26 protein-coding genes are annotated in these 26777 nt (G+C 62.3%); 15 read left to right on the top strand and 11 right to left on the bottom strand.

Annotated features, from left to right (window positions below; all coding sequences use genetic code 11):
• Positions 1 to 66: 66 nt before the first annotated feature.
• From JQR87_RS19040 to flgA, 5 genes are all read right to left on the bottom strand, one after another.
• Entirely contained in the window at positions 67 to 549 is a 483-nt protein-coding gene (locus tag JQR87_RS19040) for a hypothetical protein (RefSeq protein ID WP_407294239.1), read from the bottom strand.
• A complete protein-coding gene (locus tag JQR87_RS19035; RefSeq protein ID WP_407294240.1) occupies positions 546 to 1418 on the bottom strand; it encodes a transcriptional regulator in 873 nt (290 codons plus the stop codon). The genes JQR87_RS19040 and JQR87_RS19035 overlap by 4 nt, the downstream gene beginning before the upstream one ends.
• Positions 1419 to 1767: 349 nt before the next feature.
• Positions 1768 to 2700 carry a lateral flagellin LafA gene (lafA, locus tag JQR87_RS19030; RefSeq protein ID WP_407294241.1) on the bottom strand — a complete coding sequence of 311 codons (933 nt, stop codon included), beginning with the start codon at positions 2698 to 2700 and terminating at the stop codon, positions 1768 to 1770.
• A gap of 86 nt (positions 2701 to 2786) precedes the next feature.
• Positions 2787 to 3629: a lateral flagellin LafA gene (gene lafA / locus JQR87_RS19025; RefSeq protein ID WP_407294242.1), complete on the bottom strand. Its 843-nt coding sequence runs from the start codon at positions 3627 to 3629 to the stop codon at positions 2787 to 2789.
• Between the two features lie 271 nt (positions 3630 to 3900).
• Entirely contained in the window at positions 3901 to 4503 is a 603-nt protein-coding gene (gene flgA / locus JQR87_RS19020; protein ID WP_407294244.1) for a flagellar basal body P-ring formation chaperone FlgA, read from the bottom strand.
• 299 nt (positions 4504 to 4802) lie between these two features.
• Here flgA and flgB point away from each other — a divergent pair, with 299 nt between their 5' ends.
• From flgB to JQR87_RS18960, 12 genes are all read left to right on the top strand, one after another.
• Complete coding sequence (flgB, locus tag JQR87_RS19015; RefSeq protein WP_407294245.1) at positions 4803 to 5168, top strand: flagellar basal body rod protein FlgB; 366 nt, start codon at positions 4803 to 4805, stop codon at positions 5166 to 5168.
• 3 nt (positions 5169 to 5171) lie between these two features.
• The gene (flgC, locus tag JQR87_RS19010; RefSeq protein WP_407294247.1) at positions 5172 to 5600 is read left to right on the top strand and encodes a flagellar basal body rod protein FlgC; all 429 of its coding nucleotides are present in this window, start codon (positions 5172 to 5174) and stop codon (positions 5598 to 5600) included.
• Positions 5600 to 6283, top strand: coding sequence for a flagellar hook capping FlgD N-terminal domain-containing protein (locus JQR87_RS19005; RefSeq protein ID WP_407294249.1), 684 nt, complete (start codon positions 5600 to 5602; stop codon positions 6281 to 6283). The genes flgC and JQR87_RS19005 overlap by 1 nt, the downstream gene beginning before the upstream one ends.
• 51 nt (positions 6284 to 6334) lie before the next feature.
• Positions 6335 to 7522: a flagellar hook protein FlgE gene (gene flgE, locus JQR87_RS19000; RefSeq protein WP_407294251.1), complete on the top strand. Its 1188-nt coding sequence runs from the start codon at positions 6335 to 6337 to the stop codon at positions 7520 to 7522.
• A gap of 9 nt (positions 7523 to 7531) precedes the next feature.
• Positions 7532 to 8260, top strand: coding sequence for a flagellar basal-body rod protein FlgF (gene flgF, locus JQR87_RS18995; RefSeq protein ID WP_407294252.1), 729 nt, complete (start codon positions 7532 to 7534; stop codon positions 8258 to 8260).
• A gap of 14 nt (positions 8261 to 8274) precedes the next feature.
• Positions 8275 to 9060: a flagellar basal-body rod protein FlgG gene (gene flgG / locus JQR87_RS18990; RefSeq protein ID WP_407294254.1), complete on the top strand. Its 786-nt coding sequence runs from the start codon at positions 8275 to 8277 to the stop codon at positions 9058 to 9060.
• A 5-nt stretch (positions 9061 to 9065) separates the two neighbouring features.
• A complete protein-coding gene (gene flgH, locus JQR87_RS18985) occupies positions 9066 to 9731 on the top strand; it encodes a flagellar basal body L-ring protein FlgH (protein ID WP_407294255.1) in 666 nt (221 codons plus the stop codon).
• Between the two features lie 16 nt (positions 9732 to 9747).
• Entirely contained in the window at positions 9748 to 10857 is a 1110-nt protein-coding gene (locus JQR87_RS18980; RefSeq protein ID WP_407294257.1) for a flagellar basal body P-ring protein FlgI, read from the top strand.
• A gap of 67 nt (positions 10858 to 10924) precedes the next feature.
• A complete protein-coding gene (locus JQR87_RS18975) occupies positions 10925 to 11950 on the top strand; it encodes a transglycosylase SLT domain-containing protein (RefSeq protein ID WP_407294259.1) in 1026 nt (341 codons plus the stop codon).
• Entirely contained in the window at positions 11947 to 13314 is a 1368-nt protein-coding gene (gene flgK / locus JQR87_RS18970; RefSeq protein ID WP_407294261.1) for a flagellar hook-associated protein FlgK, read from the top strand. Before JQR87_RS18975 ends, flgK begins: the two co-directional genes overlap by 4 nt.
• 38 nt (positions 13315 to 13352) lie before the next feature.
• Entirely contained in the window at positions 13353 to 14267 is a 915-nt protein-coding gene (flgL, locus tag JQR87_RS18965; RefSeq protein WP_407294263.1) for a flagellar hook-associated protein FlgL, read from the top strand.
• A 14-nt stretch (positions 14268 to 14281) separates the two neighbouring features.
• A complete protein-coding gene (locus tag JQR87_RS18960; protein WP_407294264.1) occupies positions 14282 to 15313 on the top strand; it encodes a hypothetical protein in 1032 nt (343 codons plus the stop codon).
• A gap of 24 nt (positions 15314 to 15337) precedes the next feature.
• Here the strand turns inward: JQR87_RS18960 and JQR87_RS18955 are convergent, their stop codons facing one another.
• The 4 genes from JQR87_RS18955 to JQR87_RS18940 form a co-directional block, all read right to left on the bottom strand.
• A complete protein-coding gene (locus tag JQR87_RS18955; protein ID WP_407294266.1) occupies positions 15338 to 16519 on the bottom strand; it encodes a lactonase family protein in 1182 nt (393 codons plus the stop codon).
• 78 nt (positions 16520 to 16597) lie between these two features.
• Positions 16598 to 16795 (bottom strand): hypothetical protein, encoded by a 198-nt coding sequence (locus JQR87_RS18950; RefSeq protein WP_407294268.1) that lies wholly within the window; start codon positions 16793 to 16795, stop codon positions 16598 to 16600.
• The gene (locus JQR87_RS18945; protein WP_407294270.1) at positions 16792 to 17919 is read right to left on the bottom strand and encodes a PepSY-associated TM helix domain-containing protein; all 1128 of its coding nucleotides are present in this window, start codon (positions 17917 to 17919) and stop codon (positions 16792 to 16794) included. The genes JQR87_RS18950 and JQR87_RS18945 overlap by 4 nt, the downstream gene beginning before the upstream one ends.
• On the bottom strand, positions 17919 to 20132 hold the full coding sequence (locus JQR87_RS18940; protein ID WP_407294271.1) for a TonB-dependent receptor: 2214 nt from the start codon (positions 20130 to 20132) through the stop codon (positions 17919 to 17921). The genes JQR87_RS18945 and JQR87_RS18940 overlap by 1 nt, the downstream gene beginning before the upstream one ends.
• A 253-nt stretch (positions 20133 to 20385) precedes the next feature.
• Between JQR87_RS18940 and JQR87_RS18935 the strand changes: the two genes are divergently transcribed.
• The 3 genes from JQR87_RS18935 (at position 20386) to JQR87_RS18925 (ending at position 22549) form a co-directional block, all read left to right on the top strand.
• On the top strand, positions 20386 to 20847 hold the full coding sequence (locus JQR87_RS18935; RefSeq protein ID WP_407294273.1) for a YybH family protein: 462 nt from the start codon (positions 20386 to 20388) through the stop codon (positions 20845 to 20847).
• Positions 20848 to 20931: 84 nt separating this feature from the next.
• Positions 20932 to 21288 (top strand): YciI family protein, encoded by a 357-nt coding sequence (locus JQR87_RS18930; RefSeq protein ID WP_407294275.1) that lies wholly within the window; start codon positions 20932 to 20934, stop codon positions 21286 to 21288.
• 1 nt (position 21289) lies between these two features.
• On the top strand, positions 21290 to 22549 hold the full coding sequence (locus JQR87_RS18925; RefSeq protein ID WP_407294277.1) for an RNA polymerase sigma factor: 1260 nt from the start codon (positions 21290 to 21292) through the stop codon (positions 22547 to 22549).
• Positions 22550 to 23043: 494 nt separating this feature from the next.
• On the opposite strand, the gene JQR87_RS18920 is transcribed toward JQR87_RS18925, so the two are convergent.
• Together JQR87_RS18920 and JQR87_RS18915 are read right to left on the bottom strand one after the other, a co-directional pair.
• Complete coding sequence (locus JQR87_RS18920; RefSeq protein WP_407294278.1) at positions 23044 to 24387, bottom strand: sigma-54-dependent transcriptional regulator; 1344 nt, start codon at positions 24385 to 24387, stop codon at positions 23044 to 23046.
• Between the two features lie 27 nt (positions 24388 to 24414).
• The gene (locus JQR87_RS18915) at positions 24415 to 26178 is read right to left on the bottom strand and encodes a sensor histidine kinase (protein ID WP_407294280.1); all 1764 of its coding nucleotides are present in this window, start codon (positions 26176 to 26178) and stop codon (positions 24415 to 24417) included.
• Between the last annotated feature and the right edge of the window lie 599 nt (positions 26179 to 26777).

The raw sequence follows: 26777 nt of genomic DNA, 5'->3' as shown, positions 1-26777 counted from the left end.
TGCCTATACCGCGACTCCGACAGGCGCCGCTATCAGGCTCATCGCAACCGCTGGCAAGCGTGTGCTTCAGCCGCGGTTAGGGTGATCGTCAGCGCAATAAACCTGTCGGGTTTCGACGCCGTACAGACAGGAGCCGACCTGTTCGAGCGTGATGCGCGCACCCTTATGGGAGCCGTAGAACAGGTTGAACATCAGCTCGTCGTCCATTTCGTCTCTTGGCCCCAGACCGTGTACCTGACCTTCTTCCACCACCAGCGATGCCCGTCCGAGCAGGTCGGTCTCCAGTCGCCCCGACGTTTCGACGATGGCCGGTGCGTTGCGGGTCATCGAATAAAAACGGCCCTTGTTGAAGACCAGGCTCTGGCTGACCTTGACGGTCGAGCCGTCGCTCAGCAATACATGCCCGCTGGAACTGTAGCGGCCATCGAGGCTGGACGAAGCGTTGCCGGTGGTGCCCATGGCCACGAACGCCCACAGCAACAATGCAGCGGGCACCATCACCCGGAGCATGTGTTTACCGACTGCGCCGGTTTCGTTCTGGCTATTCATTGCAAGCACTCTTGTAAATGGTCACTGGGAATCGTCTGAACGCGGCTCTTGTGGACCTTGAGCCAATTCACCCGTCCATCCCCTTGCAGGCATCGGATCTCGTAAAAGCCTGGGGACATGTTGACGATCAGTCGGGCCGGTTCGGCACTTATACCGGCCATGGTATCGACCATATATTTCGTTTCATTAATCAGCGAATCGAGCAGGCGCTGGCTCTTCTCCACGTACAGCACTTCAAGCGCCCCAACATCGACCGTTTGCGTAAACGAAGGCGCCGAGCTGCTGGCGAGGCGAAAGCCAAGCGTCGCCAGGCCCAGCAGCACCATCATCGCCGAGCCGGCCAGCGCCATGGTTTGCCAGGAGCGGTAACGGCGTGCAGGTGTTGGCAGCTCGGCCATCGGTGCCGGGCTTGGCTTCGGCAGCTCAATCACGACCGTTTCGGCAGCGTCGGCAATGATCGCCACCGGTGCTGCTTCGATTGACGGCGCCGTTTGATCGGCATTTAGATACTGTGGATTAAACAGGTAGCCGCGGCGCGGCAATGTCTGGATGATCTGGCTACCAGCGTCAAACAGGGACTGACGCAGGGTATAGATTTGCTGATTCAGGCTGCCCTGGCTCACGACTCGCCCTTCCCAGGCATAAGCCATCAGCTCTTCACGGGAAACGACCTGCCCTGGAGCCTGAAGCAGGCGTTCCAGCACGCGACTACCGGAAAAGCCCAGATCAAGCGTCTCTTCGTTTTCCCCATCGATCAGCACGAGCTGGTAAAGCGCACGATCGAAACGCGCCGTGCACCCGGCTCGGCCAGTTTTCAACAGGGGACAGACAAAGGCATCGGTGGCCGTAGGGGTCAAGGATGGGGTCATGAGCGCCTGAGTTTGGGTTTTACGAAGATAAGTTTTGCCGACATCACTCTGACAAAACAGGACGGCGGCATATTGGCGTCGTTTTTTTGATCTAACAAGACGGTGGCACCAAAAAGGCGCCGAACGGGACTAGAGCTGAGCGGTCGATGAAATGACCTGCAACACCGCAGATATAGTGCCGAAAAGCGAAATATATGCGCTTTGCCGGAATATCTAGTGGTGGACGGTGGGGCTGCTCGCTGCCGCCGTTGGTCGGAAGCAAAGCTTCCGGCCCGCGGAAACAAAAAAGCCCCGAACCAGTCGGGGCTTCTCGATACCGGCCATTGCGACCGGCGGTGTTGCGTGCGGCTTAGCCCAGCAGGCCCATGACCATGCCTGGCATCTGGCCAGCTTGCTTGAGCATGGAGATGCCCGACTGCATGAGCATGGAGTTCTTGCTCATGTTGGCGCTTTCGATGGCAAAGTCGGCATCCATGATCCGGCCTTTGGCCATATCAGTGTTGTCCTTCATGTTCGCCAGGTTGTTGTTGACGTGGTTCAGGCGGTTGATGCTCGAACCGAATTGCGCGCGTACTTCGCCGAGCGAGTTGAGCACGGTTTCCAGCTTGGTGATGGTGGCGTTGGCGTTGTTGACTGCAGTGTCCGGCGTGCCTGCGGTGATGGTTGCGATGTCATCGCCTTTCAGCGTCGCGTCAGCGCCGTTGTCGGTGAAGATGTCTGAGGCCAGGCCAAGGTTGGTGGCGAGCGTGCCGAGCTTGGCCGAGGCATTGACGACCATGGTTTCGCTGGCGCTGGAACCGATCTGGAACGTCACACCAGCAGCCAGACCGAACTTGCCAGTGGCGCCATCGTTGGTGGTGCCGTTGCTGAACAGGCCTTCACCGGCGTACTTGGTGTTCTTGAAGATGTTCAGCAATTCCTTGCCGAGCTCGTCGTATTCGGCCTGGATCGACTTGAGGTCGGCGACGCCGTTGGTGCCGTTGGCAGCCTGAGTAGCCAGGTCCTTCATGCGCTGGGTGATGTCAGTCATTTCGCTGAAGGCGCCTTCGGCAGTCTGCAGCATGGAGGTGGCATCACCGGTGTTGCGCATGGCGACGCCCATGCCGCGGCTCTGGGCATTCAGTCGGGTGGCAATTTGCAGACCGGCGGCGTCGTCGGCTGCCGAGTTGATGCGCAAACCAGTGCCCAGGCGCTGCTGGTTGGTTGCCAGCAAGCTGTTCGACTTGTTCAGCGCCGTGTTGGTGGTCAGCGCGGAATAGTTAGTGTGGATGGACAATGCCATGGTCTAAATCCTTTCTGAGTAGAACGTTCAGCTCGTAAAAGCGCGGAGCGGCGAGCCGTTCGGAGACTCGCCGCGAGGCGGGCGGCTTAACCCAGCAGGCCCATGACCATGCCTGGCATCTGACCAGCTTGCTTGAGCATGGAGATGCCCGACTGCATGAGCATGGAGTTCTTGCTCATGTTGGCGCTTTCGATGGCGAAGTCGGCGTCCATGATCCGGCCCTTGGCCATTTCCGTGTTGTCCTTCATGTTCGCCAGGTTGTTGCTGGTGTGGTTCAGGCGGTTGATGTTGGCGCCGAACTTGGCGCGCATCGAGCCGACGTTGTTCAGCGCGGTTTCCAGCGTGGTGATGGTGGTACCGGCGTTAGCTGCGGTATCCATGGTGCCGGCCTGAACGGTGGTGGTCAGTTCGGTGCGCAGAGCCGTCATGTCAGCAGTAACGTCCATGGTCAGCTTCTCGGCGGCGGAAGCACCGATCTGGAAGTTGACCGCTGCGGAGAACTTGCCACCCGCTGCAAACAGGGCTTCACCGGCGTACTTGGTGTTGTTGACGATGTTGACCAGTTCTTTGCCCAGCTCGTCGTACTCGGACTTCAGAGAAGTACGGTCGGATACGCCGTTGGTGTCGTTCGCGGCCTGGGTCGACAGGTCCTTCATGCGCTGCAGGATGTCGGTGACTTCGCTGAACGCGCCTTCTGCGGTCTGCAGCATGGAGGTGGCGTCGCCTACGTTGCGCATGGCAACGCTCATGCCGCGGCTTTGAGCGTTCAGGCGAGTTGCGATCTGCAGGCCGGCGGCGTCGTCGGCTGCCGAGTTGATGCGCAGACCGGTGCCCAGGCGCTGCTGGTTGGTGGCCAGGGAGCTGTTCGACTTGTTCAGCGCAGTGTTGGTGGTCAGTGCGGAGTAGTTGGTATGAATGGACAGTGCCATGAAGATGATCCTTTTTGCGTTGGGCTGTTAGGAGCTGGCTTGACTGCCTGCTGAAAAGGTAGGGCGACAGCGCCACGCAAAGGATTAAATCCTGACGTCAAATTTTTTTGAAATCGACCGGCACGCCGGACAGGACGTCGGTTTGGTCGCAGTTGGGCTGTAGGGTTAAGCCTCGTCTGCTTATTGCCGCTCGGATCGCCAGCACGCTGGCTCCTACGGAAGCGGCGCTGATGATTCAGCGCTTGCAGGAGCAAGCTGGCTCGCAAACAGTTTAGAAGGTGCTGGTGACCACCCCCGCTTCCATGACCTTCGCGTCGATGACCTTGCCGCTACCGACGTTGCGCACGCGGATGACGTCGCCCGGCTGGCCGTCGGCCAGGGCTTCGCCGGAAGTGGAGGCTTCGATGCCATCGTTATTAGCGACGATCTTCACCGGCTGGCCGCGTTTGACCGCCATGGCTTGCTCGAGCAGCGCTGGCGTGATGGTCTGCCCGGCGCGGATGCGGCGTTTGGCAGCGAGGCCGACCACTTCTTCGATGCGGTTGTAGTAGCCGCGACGGGCCTTTGCGACGTTGATGCGCTGGAGTTTGAGGTCGTTGGCCGTCAGGGTCTGGCCGCGGTCGATGATGCCCTCGGCGTGAACGGCGGGCAGGAAGACGTGCGCCTGCCCCGTGACGTTCGTTGACCAGCTGGGCGTGCCGAGGCAGTTAATCTGCAGGTTCTGCCGTTCCATTGCCGACGGCGCCTCACCAGTCGCGCGGACCTGAAGCGCTTCGGAGCAGCGCGGCAGGTTGGCCGCACCGGACGGCACGCTGACGTCGTAGCGCAGTTGCATGCCTTGCCAGCCCTGACGCGCCGCCTGCTGCTCGAGCATCAGCTTAAGATGGTTCTCCACGGCCTGCTGAACCTGCGTCGTCGCGTCCGCATGTGCCTGGGGCATGACGCCCAGTAGTAGAAGAATGACGAACCTCCATGCGGAAGGCGCTTTTCCGCTTCCGCATGGTCGCTGCTTGCCAAGCGGAAAAAAGGGCCCGATGCGTTCGGGTTTGTTCGCATTTTTGGTCATGTAAATCAATGGCTTACCCGTATTTGTAGGTTCGGCACGCTTTCTGCAAAACATCAGCAAAGCGGTGGGCTGGGTTCAGCCTGCACAGGCTGCAAAGGTATCGGCAAATGAGTATACGGATTGATGATGCGCTGGGCGTTCACGAGCGCGCCCTCACTCTGCGCATGCAGCGCAGCGAGATTCTCGCGGCGAACCTGGCAAACGAAGACACCCCGGGCTTCCAGGCGCGGGACATCGATTTCAGCAAGGAAATGCAGCGGCTCGACAGCACCACCTCGTCGCGCGCCAGCATGGCCAGTACCGATCCACGCTTGCTGTTCCGGGTGCCGAGCCAGGCGGCGCAGGACGGCAACACCGTCGAGCTGTCGACCGAGCAGGCACAGTTCTCGCGCAACTCCATGGATTTCCAGACCAGCCTGACCTTCGTCACGATGAAATTTCGTGGCTTGAAGCAAGCCATCGAGGGCCGTTAAGCCATGTCATTCGATTCTATCTACCGCATCGCCGGCTCGGCGATGAATGCCCAGACCGTACGTCTGAACACCGTGGCGAGCAACCTGGCCAACACCGACTCGGCTGCCAACAACGCCGCCGACGTCTACCAGGCGCGCAAGCCGATGTTTGCTGCTGTCTACGAGAACAACTCCCTGACCCGCGGCGTCGGCCTTGGCGGTGCTCATGTGCAGGTGTTGGACGTGGTGACCTCCGGCGCGGAACCCAAGCGCCGCTACGAGCCGGGCAACCCTCTGGCGGATGGCGATGGCTACGTCTTTTACCCTGACATCAACGAGATCGAGGAGATGACCGACATGATGTCGGCCACCCGCAGTTTCGAGACCGGTGTCGAGGTGCTCAACCGCGTCAAAAGCATGCAGCAGAGCCTGCTGCGGCTGGGAGAATCCTGATGGCGGTGACCAATAATCTCCAGGGCAGCGGTCTGTCCGGCAGCAATTCCAGCGACCTGCCGAAGCAGGCCGTGAACGTCAGCGATGCCACGCAGATGGAGAACAACTTCATCAGCCTGATGGTCGCGCAGATCAAGTACCAGGACCCGACCAAGCCGGTCGACAGCACCGAATTTCTAAATCAGTTCTCGGCCATGTCTCAGGTCAAGAGCATGGAGAACCTCGCGACGCTGGCGCAGAACAACCTGGTGCTGACCGACAACCTGCAAACCCTGACCGCTGCCGGCCTGGTTGGCCAGCAGGTGAGTGTGGCGGTGGAGTCATTGGATCTCAGTGGGCAGGCCGTCAGCGGCGGCTTCGACCTGAGCCATGCCTCGCCCCGCACCGCAGTGCTGCTGACCGATTCCAATGGCACCCAGACCCGCATCGAGCTGGGCGCGCAGTCCGCTGGCAAGGTGCCCTTCGTCATCGATCCGGCCAAGCACGGCCTGCGCGACGGCAAATACAGCGTCAGCATCGAATCGGAAAACGGTGAGTTCCCACAGGTGGAAGTAGCCGGCCAGGTCTCCAACGTGCGCGTCAGCGCTGAAGGCCCGGTGCTTCAGGTGCAGGGCGTCGGTTCGGTGCCCTTTTACAACATCCTTGAATTCGCCCAGGCCGACGCCGGGCTGCTCGGCGGCTGAGCCCCAGGGCTCGCCAGTCTTCATTTTCCTTTTAAGTATCGAGATCAGCCCATGAGCTTCAACATTGCCCTGACCGGCCTGTCCGCCGTCAACGAACAACTCAACACCATCGGCAACAACATCGCCAACTCTGGCACCGTCGGCTTCAAGTCGTCGCGGACCAATTTCGGCAGCCTCTATGCCGAGTCTCAGGCGATGGGTGTCGAAGTCACCGGCACCAGCCAGAGCATCAGCCAGGGCGGTGCGCTGACCACTACCAACCGCAGCATGGACCTGGCCATTTCGGGCGGCGGCTTTTTTGTCACCCGCGCCAGCAACGGTGACGTGGCCTATACCCGTGCCGGTGTATTCGGTACCGACAAGAACAGTTATGTCACAAACAACATCGGCCAGCGCCTGCAGGGTTACCCGGCCGATGCGACCGGCAATCTGCAAACCGGAACCGTTGGTGATCTGCAGCTCAGAGCTGGCGGGCTTCCCGCCAAAGCGACCGATGCGCTGAGCTTCGTGGCTAACCTCGATGCCAACCAGGAAGTACCTGCGGTGGCTTTCGATCCTCTGGTAGCGGACAGCTACAACTCCACCTACACCACCAAACTGTTCGACTCCCAGGGCAAGGAACACACCCTGACCCAGTACTTCGCCAAGACTGGCGACAACAGCTGGGACGCTCACTATTACATCGACGGCGCAGCTGTAGCCGGACCTCAGGCGCTGACCTTTGACGGTGCAGGCACCCTTTCCGCACCCATTGGAAAAGTGGCTATCAATGCTGCCCTGGCGGGTGGTGTTGACCCGCTCGCCATTCAGCTCGACTACACCGGCACCAGCCAGTACGGCTCTGAGTTTAGTGTGACCAGCAACCGTGCCACCGGTTACGCAGCCGGCGAGCAAACCGGCATGAGCGTTGAGAAGGACGGCAAGGTCTACGCCAGCTACTCCAACGGTGAGCGTCTGCTCCAGGGTCAAGTGGTGCTGGCCACCTTCGTCAATGCCGAGGGCCTGAAAAACATCAGCGGCACCGCCTGGACCGAAACCGCCGATTCGGGCGCAGCCATGCTGGGTGCGCCGGGTATCGGCCAGTACGGCAGCCTGGCCAGCGGCGCGCTGGAAAGCTCCAACGTCGACCTCACCCAGCAGCTGGTGGGCCTGATGGAAGGACAGCGTAATTACCAAGCCAATACCAAGGTCATTTCCACCAACAAGGAACTGACCCAGGTTCTGTTTAGCGCAATCTGAGGCTGACCCATGGATCGTTTGGGATACACGGCAATGACCGCTGCCAGCCGCACGATGATGTCGCTGCAGGTGCGCTCCAACAACCTCGCCAACGTCAATACGCCGGGCTTTCGTGCTGACCTCGAACGCGCCCAGGCCGTTGCGGTAGAAGGTTACGGTTACGACAGCCGACACATGGCGGTGGTGCAAAACAACGGCGTAAGCCTTGCGGCCGGCCCGATGGTCGCCACTGGCCGGGCGCTGGATTTTGCCGTCAAGGGCACCGGCCTGATCGTCCTGCAGGATGGCGAAGGCGAGGCCTACACCCGCCAGGGCAGCATGCAGATCGATGCCGAAGGTCGCCTGACCCTCAACGGCCGCGCGGTCATGGGCGAGGGCGGGCCGATCGAGCTTCCCGAGCACGACCGCGTCGAGATCGGCAATGACGGAACCGTGTCGATCATGGCGCCGGGTGACTACCTGATGGCCGAGGTCGACCGCATCCGCCTGGTCGACGTGCCGGCTGGCGACCTGATGAAGAATGAGGCTGGTCTGCTGGTGACGCGCAACGGCGAGCCCGCCGCACCCAGCGAAGACGTACGCCTGGCCAGTGGTTTTCTTGAGTCGAGCAACGTTTCGGCGATCGACGAGCTGGCCTCGACCATGAGCCTCAACCGCCTGTTCGAAACCCAGGTAAAGATGATGAAAGCCGCCGAGGACCTCTCCGACGCCGGCAACCGAATGATCCGCGGCAGCTGATCGGGAGATAACGCATGAATTCCGCACTTTGGGTCAGCAAGACCGGCCTGGCCGCCCAGGACACCGCGATGGCGACCGTCGCCAATAACCTGGCCAACGTTAACACCAACGGCTTCAAGAGCGACCGCGCCGTCTTCGAGGATCTGTTCTACATCATCGAAAAGCAGCCGGGCGCTCAGGCGGACGAAATCAACACCGTACCGTCCGGTATCCAGTTGGGCAGCGGCGTGCGTGTTGCCGGCACCCAGAAGGTCTTCACCGAGGGCAGCATCCAGACCACCGGCCAGCCGATGGACCTGGCGATCGTCGGCCGCGGTTTCTTCCAGGTCGAGGCGCCCAACGGTGACATCCTCTACACCGAGAACGGCCAGTTCCAGCTCAACGCCGAAGGCGTGATGGTCAACGCTCAAGGCCTGCCGCTGGCACCGGCCATCGAAGTGCCGCAAGGCAGTACCGGCTTTACCGTCGGCGCCGATGGCATCGTCACGGCCGTGCTGGCCGGTGACACCCTGCCGTCCGAGCTGGGCCAGATCACCCTCGTCAACTTCACTAACCCGGGTGGTCTGGAAGCCCTGGGCGGCAACCTCTATCGCGAGAGCGTTGCCAGCGGCGAACCAGTAGAAGGTGTGCCGGGCGAAGAAGGCCTCGGACAGCTCAAGCAGGGCGTACTGGAAGGCTCCAACGTGCAAGTGGTCGAGGCCATGGTGGCGATGATCGCCATTCAGCGCGCCTACGAGGCCAACGCCAAGGTTCTCGATGCCGCCAGCGGCATGCAGCAGTTCCTCAACCAGACCGTTTGAGATTAATGATGCGTACGCCCATTCTGCTCGTCGCGCTGCTGCTTCTCGGCGGCTGCGCCAGCTTCAACGAAATGCTGCCGGAAGAACCCTCGACCGAGTACGAGCCGCTGGAGCTGGATTACAGCCTGCCGCCGACGACAGGCGGCGGTCTGTTTCGCTCCGGCTATACCGGTTCGCTGATCAGCGACAGGCGTGCCGTGCGGGTGGGCGACATCCTCACTGTGGTGCTCGATGAATCGACGCAGTCGAGCAAGAGCGCCGGCACCAGCTTCGGCAAGGAATCGAGCATCGGCATCGACGTGCCCACGGTACTCGGCAAGGCCTATCCCGACGTTGCGACATCTGCCGGTGCCGAACGCGACTTCAAGGGCTCGGCCAAGAGCTCGCAACAGAACACCTTGCGGGGCTCCATCGCCGTCAGCGTTCACCGCGTGTTGCCCAACGGCACCCTGCTGGTCAAGGGCGAAAAAGCCCTGCGGCTGAACCAGGGCGACGAATATATCCGCCTGACCGGACTGGTGCGCATCGACGACATCAACCGCTACAACCAGGTGTCCTCGCAGAGCGTGGCCAACGCCAAGATTTCCTATGCCGGGCGCGGCGTGCTCAACGACAGCAACTCGGCCGGTTGGCTGACGCGGTTCTTCGCGTCGCCGCTGTTCCCTCTTTAAGCGAGCTGACTTCTTCATGACTAGCTTCGTGCGACCATTCAAGCTGTTCCTCGCCGCCGTCGCGCTGTGGCAACTGCCGGCCCAGGCTGTTCCTTTGATGGATCTGGTGGATGTCGAGGGCATTCGAGGCAACCAGCTGATCGGCTACGGTCTGGTCGTAGGGCTGGACGGGACCGGCGACAAGAACCAGGTCAAGTTCACCAGCCAGTCGGTGGCGAACATGATCAAGCAGTTCGGTGTAAACCTGCCGCCGAACGTCGACCCGAAGCTCAAGAACGTCGCCGCGGTGACCATTACCGCGACCGTGCCGCCGTCTTACAGTGCCGGCCAGACCGTGGACGTCACCGTCTCCTCGCTGGGCGATGCCAAAAGCCTGCGTGGCGGCCAGCTGTTGATGACCCCGCTGCAGGGCGTCGACGGCGAGATCTACGCCCTCGCACAAGGCGCGGTGATTGTCGGCGGCGTCAACGCCGAAGGTGCCGACGGCTCGAAGGTTGCGATCAATACCTCCAACAGCGGGCTGATACCCAACGGCGCAACGGTCGAGCGGATGATCCCCAGCGACTTCACCGAACGCCCGGAGGTCATGCTCAACGTTCGCCAGCCAAGCTTTCAGACGGTCACCCGCGTGGTCGACGCCGTTGACGCCTACTTCGGCCCCGGCACCGCCACGGCGCTCAATGCCACCAAGGTATCGATCCGTGCGCCCGTCACCAGCACTCAGCGCATGAGCTTCATGGCCATGCTTGAACGGCTGGAAGTCGAAGAGGGCCGTACCCGTCCGAAGGTGGTCTTCAACAGTCGCACCGGCACCGTGGTGGTCGGCCAGGGCGTGCGCGTCAAGGCCGCGGCAGTGGCGCACGGCAGCCTGACCGTGACCATCAGCGAAAACCCCCAGGTCAGCCAGCCGAACCCACTGGCCGGCGGCCAGACCGTGGTTACGCCGCAGTCGGACGTCGCCATCGAGCAGGACCGCAAGGCCATGTTCAAGTGGCCCGAGGGTGCCAGCCTGGAAAGCATCATCAGCACCATCAACAGTCTAGGCGCCACGCCCGACGACGTGATGAGCATTCTGCAGTCGCTGGAGCGCGCGGGCGCGCTCAATGCTGAACTGATCGTGATGTAACACCGCGGTCGCCGGCCCGCCGATGCGGCGGCCGGACCCGCTGCAGATTCTGAATAGGTTGTGGCGCATGAGCATCGTATCCCTTCCCCAACACCTCGCTTCCATGCGCAACCGCGCCGACGGTCCAACCGCGGCCCGGCGCCAGCAGTTGGAAGTCGTCGCCGAGCAGTTCGAGGCGATGTTCCTGCAGCAGATCCTCAAGCAGATGCGCAAGGCTGGCGACGTGCTCGGTGCCGGCAATCCGATGCGCAGCCGCGAGCTGGACACCATGCGTGATTTCTATGATGAGGTCCTCGCTGACACGCTGGCTGGCAAGCGCCAGACCGGGATCGCTGACATGCTGGTGCAGCAATTGGGGGGTGAGGCCGTCGGCGCACCTGCGCCCACGGCATTGGCCGGCCACGTGGGCAGTGGTTTGCAAAGCGGTGGCCTGCATGCGCTGCGTGGTACCTGGCAACGCGGCGTCGATGCGCTCGACAGCGCCTGGGAAAGCGGTAAGGCTGGCTTCAAGTCGCTGGTCGATAGCGTGATCAAGCATGAGTCCAGCGGCAACATCGCCGCCGTCTCGCCCAAGGGCGCCCGCGGCCTGATGCAGCTGATGCCGGGCACGGCACGGGATATGGCGGCAGAACTCGGGTTGCCGTTCAGCGAAGCGCGTCTGACCACCGATGCGGAATACAACAAGCGCCTCGGCAGCGCTTACCTGAACAAGATGCTCGACCGTTACGACGGCCACCAAGCGCTGGCACTGGCTGCTTATAACGCCGGTCCCGGCCGGGTAGACGAGTGGCTGAAGAGCCATGGCGACCCCCGCAAGGGCGAGATCGGCACGAGCGCCTGGGTGCAGAAAATCCCCTATGCGGAAACTCGAAACTACACCCGCAACATCCTTAACGACCTGAGCGCTGCTGCGCCGCAGCAGGCCGAGCCACGGGCTCAGCTACAGGCTGTTCCGCCTGTTGTTCCATCGCCGCTTAATTCTGCTGGCGATTCGGTCGCTCTTACCACTCAGCGCAGTGTTGCTGCAGGCGCCCGCCTCTCGGTGGCGTTCGCGCAACCGATCCGGATCGAGCCGAAGGAAGTCGTGTCGTGAGTATTCTTGGTCAAATTGGCTACAGCGGCGTTCGCGCCTCGCAGATCGCCCTATCGGCGACCGGGCAGAACATCGCCAACGTCAACACGCCCGGCTTCAGCCGTCTGGCTCCGGACCTGCACTCGCTGGGTGGGCAGACGTCGGTCAGCATCGGTGGTGGCGTACAGGTCAGCAGCATCCGTCGCCTGTCCAATGATTTCCAGAATCAGCAGCTCTGGCGCGCCGGCACCGACAAAAACTATTTCAACACCAGTCAGCAGTACCTGACCGCCCTGGAAGGCCTGATCGACAGCGAAGGCTCGAGCGTCAGCGTTGGCCTGGACAATTTCTTCGCCGCGCTCAGCGAAGCCAGTTCCACACCCGAATCCATCGCCCTGCGCCAGCAGATCATTGGCGAGGCGAAACAACTGGCGCAGCGTTTCAACGGGCTGAACAGCAATATTGGCACCCAGCTCAACGCCCTGCAGGGCCAGCGGGTGGCGATGGTCAGCGAGATCAACGGGCTGTCCGGCAACATTGCCGAGCTGAACGCGCAGATTCGTGAGATGGAATCGTCGGGCCGCGATACGGCGACATTGCGGGATTACCGGGACAATCTGGTCAAGGATCTCAGCCAGTACGCCGGCATCCGCGTGCAGGAAGCTGCTGACGGCACCTTGAACGTCTCGCTGGCAAACGGCCAGCCGCTGGTCGCCGGTGCAACGGCGGGCCAGTTGAAAGTCAATGCCAACCTTGCCGGTGAGCAGGAGATGACGCTGGTCTTCGCCAAGACCACCTTCCCGCTCAACCAGCAAGGTATCGGCGGTTCGCTTGGCGGCCTCTACGACATGGAGTATGGCGCGCTGCGGCCGGCCCAACAGGATTTGCACGACATGGCCTCGGCCGTGGCGACCATGGTCAATGACACCCTCGCCGGTGGCTTCGACCTCAACGGCAATCCCGGCCAGCCGCTGTTCAGCTACAACGCCGGCAGCACCAGCGGGATGCTGGAGGTTAACGCGTTGGGCGCCTCGGAACTGGCGTTCTCCGGCACTGCAGGCGAGGTGGGTAACAACAAGACCCTGCTCACCCTGCTCGAGCTCAAGTCGGCGGGCGTCTCGGTCGCCGGTAATACTGTGCCGCTCAACGATGCCTATGCCGGTCTGGTAGGCCGCGTCGCCAGCGCGAGCCGGCAGAACCAGGCGGATCTGCGCGCAGCGACCACCGTGGCGGAGCAGGCCCAGGCCCAGCGCGACAGCGTCAGCGCGGTCAACCTGGACGAGGAGGCCGTCAACCTCATGGCCTACGAGCAGGCCTACCAGGCCAACATGAAGGTCATCAGCACTTCCAACGATCTGTTCAGCGCCGTACTGGCGATGTTCTGAGCCGGCACACGCCGATTCGACTGACGAGAAAAAACACCATGCGCATCTCCAACGCCCAGATCACCGCCCTGATGCACGGCTCGATGAACACCAGTTCCGAGAAGCTCGGCAAGCTGATGCAGCAGATGGCCACAGGCGAGCGCATGCTGATGCCCTCGGACGACCCGATTTCCGCCGTGCGGGTGCTGCGTATCCAGCGCGAAGAAGCGACGCTGACTCAGTACCGCACCAACATCGCCAACGTGTCGGGGAACCTGTCCAAGCAGGAAGCCAACCTCAAGGCGGCGTCGGACACCATGCTCAACGTGCGGGACCTGCTGCTGTGGGCGGCCAACGGCAGCAACACCAGTGAAGACCTCGCTGCCATCGCCAACGAGATGGGCAATCTCGAAAAGACCATCCTCAGTTTCGCCAACGTGCGCGACGAGGAGGGCCGTTACCTGTTCTCCGGCACGCTCAGCGACCGGCCGGCCATTACCTTCGACGATGCCACCCAGAGCTATCAGCTGACCGGCAACGATCAATACCGCCAGGCGGCAGTCGCCAATGGCGTTCTGGTCGAGGAGAATGTCACCGCGGCGCAGGTCTTCGGCGCAGGCGTCGGCATGCTCAACGACCTCAACGCACTGGTTAAAAGGCTTGCCGACCCGGCGCTGGACGCCAATGATCCTGCTGTACAGGCATCGATCACCGCTACGCTCAACAGCCTCGACAAGACGCATGGTGACCTGCTCGGAGCCGTCTCAGAGCTGGGCGGACGGCAAAACACCCTGACGCTGCTGTCGAGCAGCAACGAAGACGTCTCGCTGGTGAACCAAAAGATCGATGGCGAACTGTCGAGGCTCGACTACGCCGGGGCCAGCATCGACCTGAACAACTATCAGCTGTCGCTGCAGGCCACGCAGAAAACCTATTTGAAGATCAACGGGCTGTCACTGTTCGGCATGCTCTGACCGAGGTAGCGTGAATGAAGATTGGCAAGCAGCTCCCCGCTGTTTCCGCAATCAACCCACAGGAGCGTCGAGAGGCGCTGCTGCGGGATGCGCCTGCGTCGCTGCGGGCCGGTGTGCCGGCTGAAACGCCGCACGCCGAGACGACGCCCAGCAAGAACACCAGCTTCAGCCTGCAACTCAACCAGCAACTGTCCTCGATGCAGTCGGCCGACAGTTACCTCGGTGATCTGCAGTCGCGTCTGTCGCAACTCAAGCTCAACCTCAGCCGCCAGATCAGCTCGCCGCAGCCCAACGGAGAGGAAAGCATTCGCCAGACCGTGCAACAGGTCGGCGAGTTGCTCAAAGAGCGCAGCAAGCGTTCCGGTAATTCTCTGGACGCCACGCTCAAGCTTCGGCTGACCGAACCAGTGCGCAGCCGTTTCAGCCTGCAAGGCCTGGAGTCGTTGGAAAAGATTCGCCAGTCCGGCCGCGAGACATTGCTGTTCAGCGGCGGTCGCCAACTGGCCGAGCCGGTGGCTGTGGTGCTCGACGACGAGATGACCGACGAGCAGATCCTGCGCCGTTTCAATGGCAGTCTGGGCCAGGCAGGGATTCGGGCCGAACTGGATCAGAACGGCGAGCTGAAATTCTCCGCCCGCGAAGGCGATTGGCAGAAGCTCAAGGATCAGCTGGCGGTGCAAGGGGAAGGCAAACTGTTCGACAAGGGCCGATATGTTCGGGTCCAGAGCGAAGACGAGCAGCTGTTGAGCTTCCCCGAAGAGCTGCAGCTCGACTCGTTCCGTGAGCTGCGCCGCTTGCTCGACTCGGTCGTTGCCGGGCTCGACAAGGTCACCTCCCTGCGTGAGCAGCTGAGCAACCGGCAGCAGGAGATCCGTGAGTTTCTGGCCCGTCAGGCACATGCTGATGAGAAACAGTGGGCGATGGATTTCTCGCGTTCGGTGTTCAACCTGATGCAGCGCAGCCCCTCCAGCTACGCAGCGGTCACCCAGACCGTTGTGGCTCAGGCGACCATCAGCCGCTTCGCGGTGGTCAGTCTGCTCTCCTGATCGGACTGCGTCGGGCTGCGATGCCTATAGCCCGGTGCGGTCAATGAACTTCACATCCGAAGGCCGCCCCATCGGCAGCATCTGCACGGTATCGCCCAGCTTGCCGCTGCTGGGATCGCGCGCCAGTACCACCAGTGCATTGCTCTTCTGATTTGCAATGACCATGAACTGGCCGCTCGGGTCGATGGCAAATTCCCGTGGCTCGCGGCCCTCACTGTCGCGCTGCTGGATCTCGCGCAGGTTGTCGTTCTCCTCGATGGCGTAAACCATGATGCGGTTCGTCTCGGCGCGGTCACTGACGTAGAGGAAGCGGCCATCCGGTGAAGGGTGGATGGCGCCGGGCGAATGCTGACTGACGTCGCCGCCCGCGGCCAGGTCGATTAGCTGGCGCTGCACCAGGCTGCCATCGACATGATCGAATCGCGCCACCTGAGCGCTCAGCTCCAGCGTCGCATAGGCCTGGCTCCCGTCTGGGCTGAACACCAGATGTCGTGGGCCGCTGCCATCCGGCAGGCTGATAAAAGCCGGATCGGCCGGAGACAGTGGGCGCTCTGTGTTGGCCGGGTCGTAGCGGTAGGCAAAGATCTTGTCAGCGCCCAGGTCGCTGACGAACAGCGTCTTGCCGTCCGGTGACATCACCGCCGAATGCACGTGAGCCGATTGCTGCCGCTCCGGGTGTGCTTCGCTGGCCTTGTGGGTGGCGATCTGGGTGACAGGCAAGAGGGTCCCGTCATTGGCCAGCGGGACCACGGCGAGGCTGCCGCCCGGGTTGGCTCGCGAACCGTAATTGGAAACAAACAAGTAGCGACCATCGCGACTCTGGCTCAGGTGCGTGGGCTCGTCGCCAAGGGTGATCTGCTGCTCCAGCACCGACAACTTCCCGCTGGTTGGCGCCAGGATGAAGGCGCTGACCCGGCCCACCGGATCGGGATGCCCCGGCCCATTCTCGTTCACTGCGTAGACGCGGTTGCGGTTCAGGTCCAGCGTTAACCAGGACGGGTTGTGGGTTCGCACAACCTGTAGCGGCTGCGGTTCGAACTGACCGTTTTCGGCATCGAACTGCATCCGGTAAATCCCTTCGCTGTTGCCTTCGCTGGTGTAGCTACCAATCAGGACTTGATACATGGGTGCTGCTGCTCCCGAGGTGCTGAACGCCAGTGACCCGATCAGGGCGCACTGGCGCAGGGCGTTGATGAGGTGGCGCATGGCGCATCTCCAGACAGACGTGAGCATGTGACCGCAGTCAGGCGGCAACGCTCCGGCCGAATGAAGCTGCGCCGCCCATCAGCCCTGGGCGCGCACGCTCAGCTCGCGCTCGCTCCGCGGTTTGCAGCGGCGCAGGCCGTGCAGCGAAACCACTACCGGCACGCCGAGGGCGATCCAGCTCAGCCAGTCGCCGACACCTTCCGAGACCAGGCCGCCGATTAGCCCTACCGCTGAGATCAGCGCGATCACCACGGGCCACAGCCAGATGCGAATCATGCTCGCCCCTCCGTCGCGCCGCGCTTGAGCCACAGGTACAGACCGCTTCCGAGCACGACGATGGTGAGGATGTCCAACAGCCCCCAGAGAATCTTCAGCGGCAGGCCGCCGTAATCACCGAAGTGCAGCGGCTCGGACAGCTGAAGCGCCGTGACGTACCAGGGCCGCGCACTGGCCTCCAGTACGTCGCCGTTGGCCGGATCGACCAGGAGCGCCTGGGTCAGCCGCGAGGTCAGCGGCGTGTCGCCGCGCAGGATTACCGCTACGTGGTCCGGTGTGGCGCGCAAGGTGCCGGGGTAGGCAATCATCGATACCGCCATGCCTGGCGCAGCGGCCAACACCCGGTCGACCGCCGTCTGCAGGGAGCCGTCGGCAGCTGGTGCTCCCGCCGCGTCGTCCGCCAGCAGCACGCGCGTCTCGCCAGCTTGCAGCGCCGCGACTTGCTCGGCTTGCCAGCCTTTGAAGATCAGGTCCGCCCAGGTGTTGATCACACCGGTGAAGCCCACCGCCAGTGCCCACACGAGCGTGACGATGCCCAGCAGGTTGTGCAGGTCCAGCCAGCGGGTCCGCGACGTCCGTTCCTGACGCACCTCACCGAAGCGCAGCTTGCGCATGAAAGGCGCGTAGAGCACCACGCCGGAGACAATTGCCACCATCAGCAGCAGACCCATGAACCCAAGGAACAGCTTACCGGACAAGCCGGCGTACAGGTCCACATGCAGGCGGTACATCACGCTCATGAAGCCTTCGTCGAAGTTGGGCGCGCCCAGAACCTCGGCCGTCCGGGCGTCAGAGAGGATCAGGGTCGACTCGCTCTCATCGGTGTCCACGCGGGTGTCCAGCTTGACGTACCAGACGTCCGGCTCGTCTTCCTCGGCGAAGAAATACAGCGGCACCAACCCCGGATAGGCCTCGACCGCCTTGGCGGCTACGAGGTCGACCGCCGCGCGCGGCGAGCCCTCGGGCATCGCTGGCGCTTCGATCTCGTCCCCCAGGAGATGCTCGATCTCGTGGGAGAACACCAGCGGCAGGCCTGTCAGGCACAGCATGAGGATGAAGAGCGTGCAAATGAGGCTGGACCACTTGTGGACCCAGCCCCAGCGGCGAAGCGTGACTGCCTGCATCAGAAGTCGACCGTGGCGCTGACCGTGAGGGTGCGCGGGGCGCCGAGGACCATGTAGTTAGCGTTAGGGAAGCCACCGACCGAGGCCCAATAGTCTCGGCCAGTAACGTTGTCCACTCGTGCACGCAAGGTTACATCACGATCCTCGATAACCATGCGGTAACGAGCCCCGAGGTCGAAACGCGTCCAGGAGGATACTCCCAGGTCATTCGCGGTATCGGCGTACTGGGAACTGGTGTACAGCGCTCGGCCTGTCAGGGTCAGCCCTTCGATCGCGGGAACGTCCCATTCGCTGCCGAAGTTGACCTGAGTACGCGGGACGCCAATTGCATGGTTGCCTTCATTAATACCGTTTTCAGTTTTGGTCAGCTCTGCGTCGATCAGCGTAACGCCACCCAACAGGCGAACCCCGTAGGTTGGCTCACCGAAAACCGACAGTTCTATGCCGCGGTTGCGCTGCTCGCCGCCGTCGGTAAAGGTCTGACCGCTGATGATGCCGAACGGCTTTTCGGTGCTGAAGACAGCCAGGCTGCCCCCGAGATTGCCCGCGTCGTACTTCAGACCGATTTCGGTTTGTTTGGATACATAAGGAGCCAGTGACTGACCTGCGTTGGTCACCGGCAGGTTATTGGCTTCACCGGGTGCGGAGTCGCCCTTGACCAACCCCTCGATATAGTTGGCATAAACCGACATGTCATCAGTCAACCGGTAAACCACACCAGCAACCGGGGTGGTTTTGTAGCGGTTGTAAGACGATGTCCGCAGGCCAGTGCTGTTGTCGTAGTTTTTCGTCTCGATGCCCTGCCGACGAGCTCCGATGGTGACCAGAAGATCGTCGTTGAGGAAGCCCATGGTGTCGGCGAGCGCAATACTTTGAGTGTTAACGCGCTCGGTCACGTTAGGGTCGGACATCGACCCGCCGATCAGGGCGTCGGCCGGTGGGATCGGCGTGGCATAGGGCGCATAGAGGTTGCCGGCAAAGCCGCCAAAGTCACCGAATGCATAAGCGTTGCGTTCCTCGCGGTTAAAGACAGCAGCCGATGCAACCCATTGATGGGACACAGGACCTGTCTGGAGGCGCCAACGGAAGCCAGCTTCGCTGGTGAATACTTCCTCCTCTCGAACATTGTCGAAGCGTGAATAGGTGCCATCGCCCGATGCGGAGGAGGTAAAGCCTGCCAAACGATTTTTCTCTTCGCCGTCGCGCACGCCAGCAGCTAGCCAGCCAGTGACGGCCTCTGAGAAATCGTACTCGGCGCGGAAGGTGCCGAACGTTTGTTTCTCCTTGGAGAATGTCCAGGGCTGAGCGAAGTTATCATCGGCGTCCGGTGCGCTGGGGATGCCACCGCTGGGCGTCACGCTTGGGCGTGGGTTGTCGATAAAGTGGTATTGATGACCGATGTCTGCGGAAAGGCGGTAGCGATCACCCTGGTAGTCCAGCCCCAGTGCGAACATGTCCAGCGTGCGCTTTTCATCCTCGACGGTAGTCTCACCGTCACGTTTGGCAGCATTCAGGCGCACGCCAAACCGCTCTTCTTCGCCAAAGCGGCGGGCGATGTCCGCATGCGTCATTACCTGGCCGCCACTTTCAGCGCCAACTGTGAGTCGGGTCAACGGCTCGTTCGGAGCGCGCTTGGGCAGCAGGTTAACCGCTCCGCCGATTCCGCTTCCGCCGGGGGCTGCACCATTTAGAAAGGTGTTGGCGCCGCGGAATACCTCCACCCGCTCGATGAATTCTGCCGCCACGTACTGGCGTGGCAGCAGACCGTAAAGGCCGTTGTAGGAAATGTCGTCCGAGTAGACCGGGAAGCCCCGGACGATATAAACCTCTTGGAAATTGCCGAAGCCCCGCGCCACGCGCACCGAGGGGTCGTTCTGCACGATGTCCGACACGCTACGTGCCTGCTGATCCTGAATCAGCTGCGATGTATAAGCCGTCGAAGTGAATGGCGTCTCCATATAGTCCTGATTGCCCAGGATGCCCACCCGACCGCCGCGCGCTACCTGTTCGCCCGCATAGGGTTCGGTGAGGCCATCTGCAGAGGCGTCAGCACTGGCCGTGATCTCGACGGACTGCAATTCCACCGGTTCGGCTGCAGTGCCTTGTGGCTGGCCTTGCGTCTGCTCTTGGGCCATGAGCGGCGAGCCACTAACGCTGGCTGCAAGGCATACGGGCAGCAGTGCGGTTTTGCGCGGGAAACGGAGAATAGGCATTAGGAAACCTGGCGGCGTTGGTTATGGACGATCGTTAGCGACGGCTTTGCCGGATTACAAGCTGTCTGAGAGCCAGCATGATATGTCAATGATAATAATTCGCAACATTCTTCCTTTCTTTTCCTGATCGCGCCTGAACATGGGCGTATACGCCCGTCGGGTAAAAATCACGAAGCATTCATGACTGTCGATTCCAAGGTTCGCCAAGCGACAAGTTGATGGAAGCACCCATCAACCTTGAGAGGAGACGGATATGTCGCACGACAATCAGGAAGAAACCCGTATTCGCCAGCTGCACGCGGAGTTCGAGGCCGCCGTGAAGGCCAAGGATCTGGATCGAATCATGACTCAGTACGCACCGGATCTGGTTGCCTTCGATGCGGTCGGAGCCTTGCAGTTCCAAGGCGTATCCGAGTACCACGCCCACTGGCAGCGGTGCTTCGAGTTCTGCCAGGGCGAGGGGTTTTTCGAAACCCACGAGCTGCACATCGAAGCCAGTGGCGAGCTGGCCTATAGCCGGATGCTGAACCACTGCGGAGGGCCTAACGCAGACGGCCAGATGCAGACCGCCTGGATGCGCGCAAGCCGGGTCTGGCGCAAGCACGATGGCGTTTGGCGGGTCGTCCACGAGCATTTCTCCATGCCGTTCGATATGGAGACCGGTCAGGTATGCATGTCGCCTGAACCGGCGCAGTTGCAGGCACACGCCGGGTGAGTGATTACGCGTTCGTCGTTCGGCGGGGCAGGTTTTGCGGGTGGCTGCTAGCGTTGCTGGGTCGCCGGCAGAAGGAGTCTCGCCATGAAATACCTGTGTCTTGTCTACTACGACGAACAGCTTGTTGATGCGATGAGCGACGACCAGTGGCAAGCGCTGGTCGCTCGCTGTTTGGCCTGTGGTGAGCGCTTGAGCGCCAGCGGGCACATGCTCGCGGGTGAGCCGCTGCAATCGGTGCGTACGGCTCGGACGATCAGGGTGCGAGATGGCGCTACATCAGTGGTTGACGGGCCTTTCGCCGAAACACGAGAGCAGTTGGCAGGTTTCTACCTGATCGAGGCGGCCGATCAGATGGAAGCGGAGGCGATTGCCGCGACGATTCCGCCGGCTAGCCTCGGCAGCGTCGAGGTTCGCCCTTTGCGACAACTGCCACATCGCTAGCATGCCCGCCTGCGAAGATGGGGTGGCCGAACGGATCGAGGCGATCTATCGGCACGAATCGCGGCGTGTTCTGGCGACGCTGATTCGCTTGCTCGGTGATTTCGAGCTTGCCGAGGAAGCCCTGCACGACGCCTTTACCGCTGCGGTACAGCAGTGGCCTCGTGAAGGCGTACCGGGCAACCCGCGCGCCTGGCTGGTGTCGGCTGGCCGTTTCAAGGCCATCGACGCGTTGCGTCGGCGGGCGCGCTTCGATGCGTCCCTGAGCCAGTTGGCCGCACAGCTGGACGGCCGCGACGAACTGGGATGGCAGCAAGAAGACCTCGGAGATGATCGCCTGCGGCTGATCTTCACCTGCTGCCACCCAGCCTTACCGGCCGATGCGCAGGTGGCGCTGACGCTGCGTGAGGTCTGCGATCTCAAGACCGAAGAGATCGCTCGAGCCTTTCTTGCCTCGCCAGCCACCATCGCTCAGCGCATCGTGCGCGCCAAAGCCAGGATTCGTGAGGCGAAGCTTCCCTATCATGTGCCGGAGCGAGACGAACTCCCGGCTCGGTTGGACAGCGTGTTGCGCGTCATCTACCTCGTGTTCAACGAAAGTTATTCCGCCTCCAGCGGCAGCGAGTTAACACGTGCTGATCTCAGCGCGGAGGCCATCCGTCTCGGTCGTCTGCTGCTCGAACTGTTGCCCGACCCGGAAGTGATGGGACTGCTGGCGCTGATGCTGCTCCATGACGCCCGTCGCGCTGCTCGCATTGATAATGCCGGCGAGCTGATCCGCCTGGACGAGCAGGACCGTTCGCTTTGGGACCGGGAGCGTATCGCAGAAGGTTCGACGTTGGTGCAACGCGCATTGGCATCCCGGCGCTTCGGTCCCTATACCCTGCAGGCTGCCATCGTTGCCGTGCATGCCGAGGCGCCTAGCGCGGCGCAAACCGACTGGCTTGAAATCGTTGGGCTCTATGACCTGCTGCTGCGCATCAGCCCATCGCCGGTCATCCAACTCAACCAGGCCGTGGCGCTGGCGATGACCAAAGGTCCTCAGGCTGGGCTGCTCGTTATCGACGGCCTACTGGCCCGCGGCGAACTGCATGACTACCACTTGTTGCACTCAGCCCGCGCTGATTTCCTGCGCCGATTGGGCCGCCTGGGCGAGGCCCTCGAGGCCTATCGGACTGCATTGACCTTTGCACGGCTGGAGCCGGAAAAGCGATTCCTGCAGCAGCGGCTCGATGAGCTGGCTACCGGGCTGCGAGAAGGCTGAAAAGCGATCGCGAGCAAGCTCGCTCCTACAGATCAACCTACCGGTGGGGGGGGCGGGATATTTCAGGCGTTGCGAGTGCCGCCGGGATCAACCGCTCTCTGGGGACCGCATTCAGCATCCTATCGGCTCACCCTCGGCCCGCTTTTCGTAGGAGCGAGCTTGCTCGCGATCCGGGGCTAGGGATGTGGCAAACATTCGCGAGCAAGCTCGCTCCTACAGGTGACGCAACCGGGGCGGGGGGGATATTTCGGGGTTCCGCCGGGATCAACCGTTCTCTACCGACCGTTTTCAGGTTGCTATCGCCCCATCAAACGGCCCGCTTTTCGTAGGAGCGAGCTTGCTCGCGAACCGGGGCTAGGGGTGTGGCAAATGTTCGCGAGCGAGCTCGCTCCCACAGGTCGACCTACCGGAGCAGTGATATGGATATTTCAGGCGTTGCGGGTGCCGACGCGATCTAACTTCTCTACATCTCTCATACGGTCCGCCGGCGGGGATCAGCTGTCGCCGCTACCTGCTGGCAGGTAATCGCTGCGGCTCAATCCGTGCCGTTGCATCTTTTCGTTGAGGGTGCGGCGGGGCACCTGCAGTTGAGCCATCACTTCGCTGATGTTGCCTTTGTGCTGTTGCAGGGCGCTGTGCAGGCACTGGGCTTCGAAGGCTTCCATCTGGTCGGCCAGTGAGGTGCCGGCGACGGCTGTCGGTGGCGGCGGCGTCAAACCCAGGGCGTGGCGTTCGGCGGCGTTGATGAGCTCACGAACGTTACCGGGCCAGTCGTGGCCGAGCAGCTGCGCCAGTTCGGCCGGGCTGGCCGGCACCGGATCGCGGCCATGGCGTTGCGCAGCCTGAAGGGCGAAGTGATCGAATAGCAGTGGAATGTCTTCGCGGCGGTCACGCAGCGGCGGAATGTGAAGCTCGGCAACGTTCAGGCGGTACAGCAAATCCTCACGGAAGCGTCCACCGCGTACTTCTTCCAGCAGGTCGGGCTTGGCCGCGCTGATCACCCGCAAGTCGACCTCGATGCTGCGGTTCGAGCCCAGCCGTTCCAGCGTTTTTTCCTGCAGTACCCTCAGCAGCTTGACCTGCTGGGCCAGTGGCATGCTCTCGATCTCGTCGAGAAACAGGGTGCCGCCGTGGGCGTGCTCGATACGCCCGATGCGCTTGCCCTGAGCGCCCGTGAACGCGCCGCTTTCGTGGCCGAACAGCTCGCTCTCAAAGATGGTTTCCGGGATCGCCGCGCAGTTCAGCGCAACGAAGGGGTTGTGCGCGCGCGGACTGAAATCATGCAGGCAACGCGCGACCTGCTCCTTGCCGCTGCCGGTGTCGCCGCGAATCAGCACGTTGACGTCCGTGCCCGCCAGCTCCAACACCTGGCGGCGAAGGTTCTCCATCGCCCGCGAGACGCCCAGCAGCATCGATTCGATGCGGCCTTTGCGGGTGAACTGTTCGCGTAACTGACGGTTCTCGCAGACCAGCCGGCGCTTGTCCTGGGCGCGGCGGACGCTGTCGAGCAGGCGCTCCGGGGTGAAGGGTTTCTCGATGAAGTCGTAGGCGCCCTGGCGCAGCGCCTGTACCGCCATCGGCACATCGCCGTGGCCGGTCACCATGATCACCGGCAGCTCCGGGTCCAGCGCCACCAGTTTGTCCAGCAGACCGAGGCCGTCGAGATCCGGCATACGCACGTCGCTGATCAGCACGCCGGGAAAGCCCCGGTCGACGATGGCCAGCGCGTCGTGAGCGCGGGCGCAAGTCCGCACGTTGAAGCCGGACAGTTCCAGCCACTGCTGCACCGCCTGGCGAATCGCCGCTTCGTCATCAATGAAGATCACCTGACCGCTCATGTTTCACTCCTCCAGCGAGTCGCCAGTCTACTCGGGGCCGTGCGATTGGGCTGCAGGCAGATGCAGCTCGAACACCGCGCCCTGCGCATCGTTGTGTGCGGTGAGGCTGCCGCCAAGGTCGCGCACGATACCGTAGGAGACGGCAAGGCCGAGTCCGAGTCCGTGGCCAACCGGCTTGGTGGTGAAGAACGGCTCGAAGACCTGATCCAAATGCTCGTCAGCGATGCCGCCGCCGCTGTCGGCAACGCTCAGCATCCAGCCGTCGCCCTGGCGCTGGCAAATGATGCGCAGCGCTTTGGTCTCGGCATTCCACAGGGCATCCAGGGCGTTGGTCAGCAGGTTGATCAGCACCTGCTCCAGGCGAATCGCATCGCCCACGACCCAGGCTTGCGACGGCACCTGGCACGTCACCTCAACCCCTTCGCTGCGAATCCTGGGGCCGAGCAGTTGCAGGGCCTGGTCCAACACCTCGGCCAGGCTCAGTCGCTGGCGCAACCCGGCGGGGCTCTTGCGGGCGAAGGTTTTCAGGTGGGTGGTCAGCGCGGCCATGCGTTCGAGCAGGCTTTCGACCTGGCCGATGCCTTCCCGCACGGCGTCGGTGCGGCCACTGTCGAGCAACAGCCGCTGACTGGCCAATTGCATCCGCAGGGCTGTCAGTGGCTGGTTGATCTCGTGGGCGAGGGCGGCGGACATCTGCCCCAGGGCGGCCATGCGCGCGGCGTGCACCAGTTCATCCTGCGCCGTGTTCAGCTCGCGGGTGCGCTCTTCTATCAGACGCTCCAGCTCGTTGCGGCTGCGCTGCTCGACGCGCCGGGTCTTGCGCCGTTGCGCCAGGTACAGGAGCAGGAATGCGAGCGTCATCCAGACGCCCGCTGCGGCCAGCCGATAGCTGCGAACGTTGGGCGCCACCAGCCGCGACTCCTGCAGCAGGTGCAGGGTCCAGTCTTCCTCCGGCAGCTCCAGGCGTTGCCAGAGGTAGTCCTGTCGCCCATCCGGCCCGTCGACCAGGCGCCGCTCGCTGTTATCGGCGATGCGCTGCAGGCTCTGGCTGGCCAGTGGCTGCAGGTTCTGTTCAGCGTAGCGGCGAACCGAGACGAGGCGGTCGCGCACCGCGTCGCTGAGCGGGCGCAAGTAACGGAAGCGCCAGGCCGGTCTATTGGTCAGGATGACGATGTCCAGCGAATCGGAGATCAGCAGAATGCCGGACTGCCCAACCCATTCGCGTTGCATGTCCTCCAGTTCGAGCTTGACCACCAGCACGCCGATCACCTCGCCCTCAGCATTCTTAACCGAGCTGGAAAGGAAATAGCCTGGGATGCCAGTGGTCACGCCGACAGCGAAATAGCGGCCCGAGTCGTTGGTGACTGCATCGATGAAATACGGCCGGAAGGCGTAGTTGTTGCCAACAAAGCTGCTCCAGTCACGCCAATTGCTCGCTGCCAGGGTTTCGCCATGGCGGTCTAGCAGGTACAGCACCGAGGAGCCTGCGGCCTGGTTCTGCTCTTCCAGCCGCTGGTTGAGCTGTGCACGTCGGGCCTGATCGTTGGGGTTGTTCAATAACGCCTGGATATCGCTGTCGAGGGCCAGCAACGCGGGAACCGAGCGGAAGCGTTGAACCTGAGTATGGATCGCCTGGGCGTACAGCTCGAGCTGGCCGGCCGCCTCCTGGCTGCGCTCGGCCCAGGCGCGCTGTTCGGCGATGCGGCCGGCCCAGTACATGCTCAGCAGCAGGCCGGCCACAATCAGCGAGATAATGAGAGCGACGCGGTAACGGCTGGTCGGGGCAGGCATGATCGGCTCGCGATGGCGGTGTCGCATGGTAAGCGTCGCATGGTAAAGCAGGCCGCACGTCTGATTCCAAGCTATGTGCAGCTATCGGCTCATGTACGGGAGCGATTGGTTAGCGGCTTCGGCGACCCCACGTTCGCCGTCATGTGCCATTCACCCCAGTCCTCACCCTCGCGCCCGTAGTGAAAGACGCATCGTCGGTCGGGCGGGTCCAGCGCAATAAAGATGTCGCAATCTCGACGCCTCCGGCGGTAGGTCGCCCATATCGGGCATGGCCCCGCCCAGCCGGCGTATCCCCGACGCCAGCGCGACGGCCCGAGGTGTTCGGAGGTCCCGTGGGTCGCGCCAGAGGGCTTGCTGCGCTATCATTCGCGGCCTGTTTTCAGCGGCTTCGAGCAATTGAAGCCCTTCAACGAGTCTGTCTCTTCGCATGATCTGGCTGCCTACTCCGCCTTAGCGCACCGCTGTCTCTTCAGCGCGACCACCTGACATTCAGGCGGTCTAAGCAGCATGCGCGTCGCATTTCATGCACGCCAATTGCTTTCTGTTCAAATCTAGAAACTAGCCTTGTATCAACCGCGTGCCATGTCTGGTCTGCTGGT

Origin of the sequence: Stutzerimonas stutzeri, from assembly GCF_051028275.1 — a bacterium.
GTDB lineage: Bacteria > Pseudomonadota > Gammaproteobacteria > Pseudomonadales > Pseudomonadaceae > Stutzerimonas > Stutzerimonas stutzeri_AS.
This window is presented reverse-complemented; position numbering and strand designations above follow the sequence as displayed.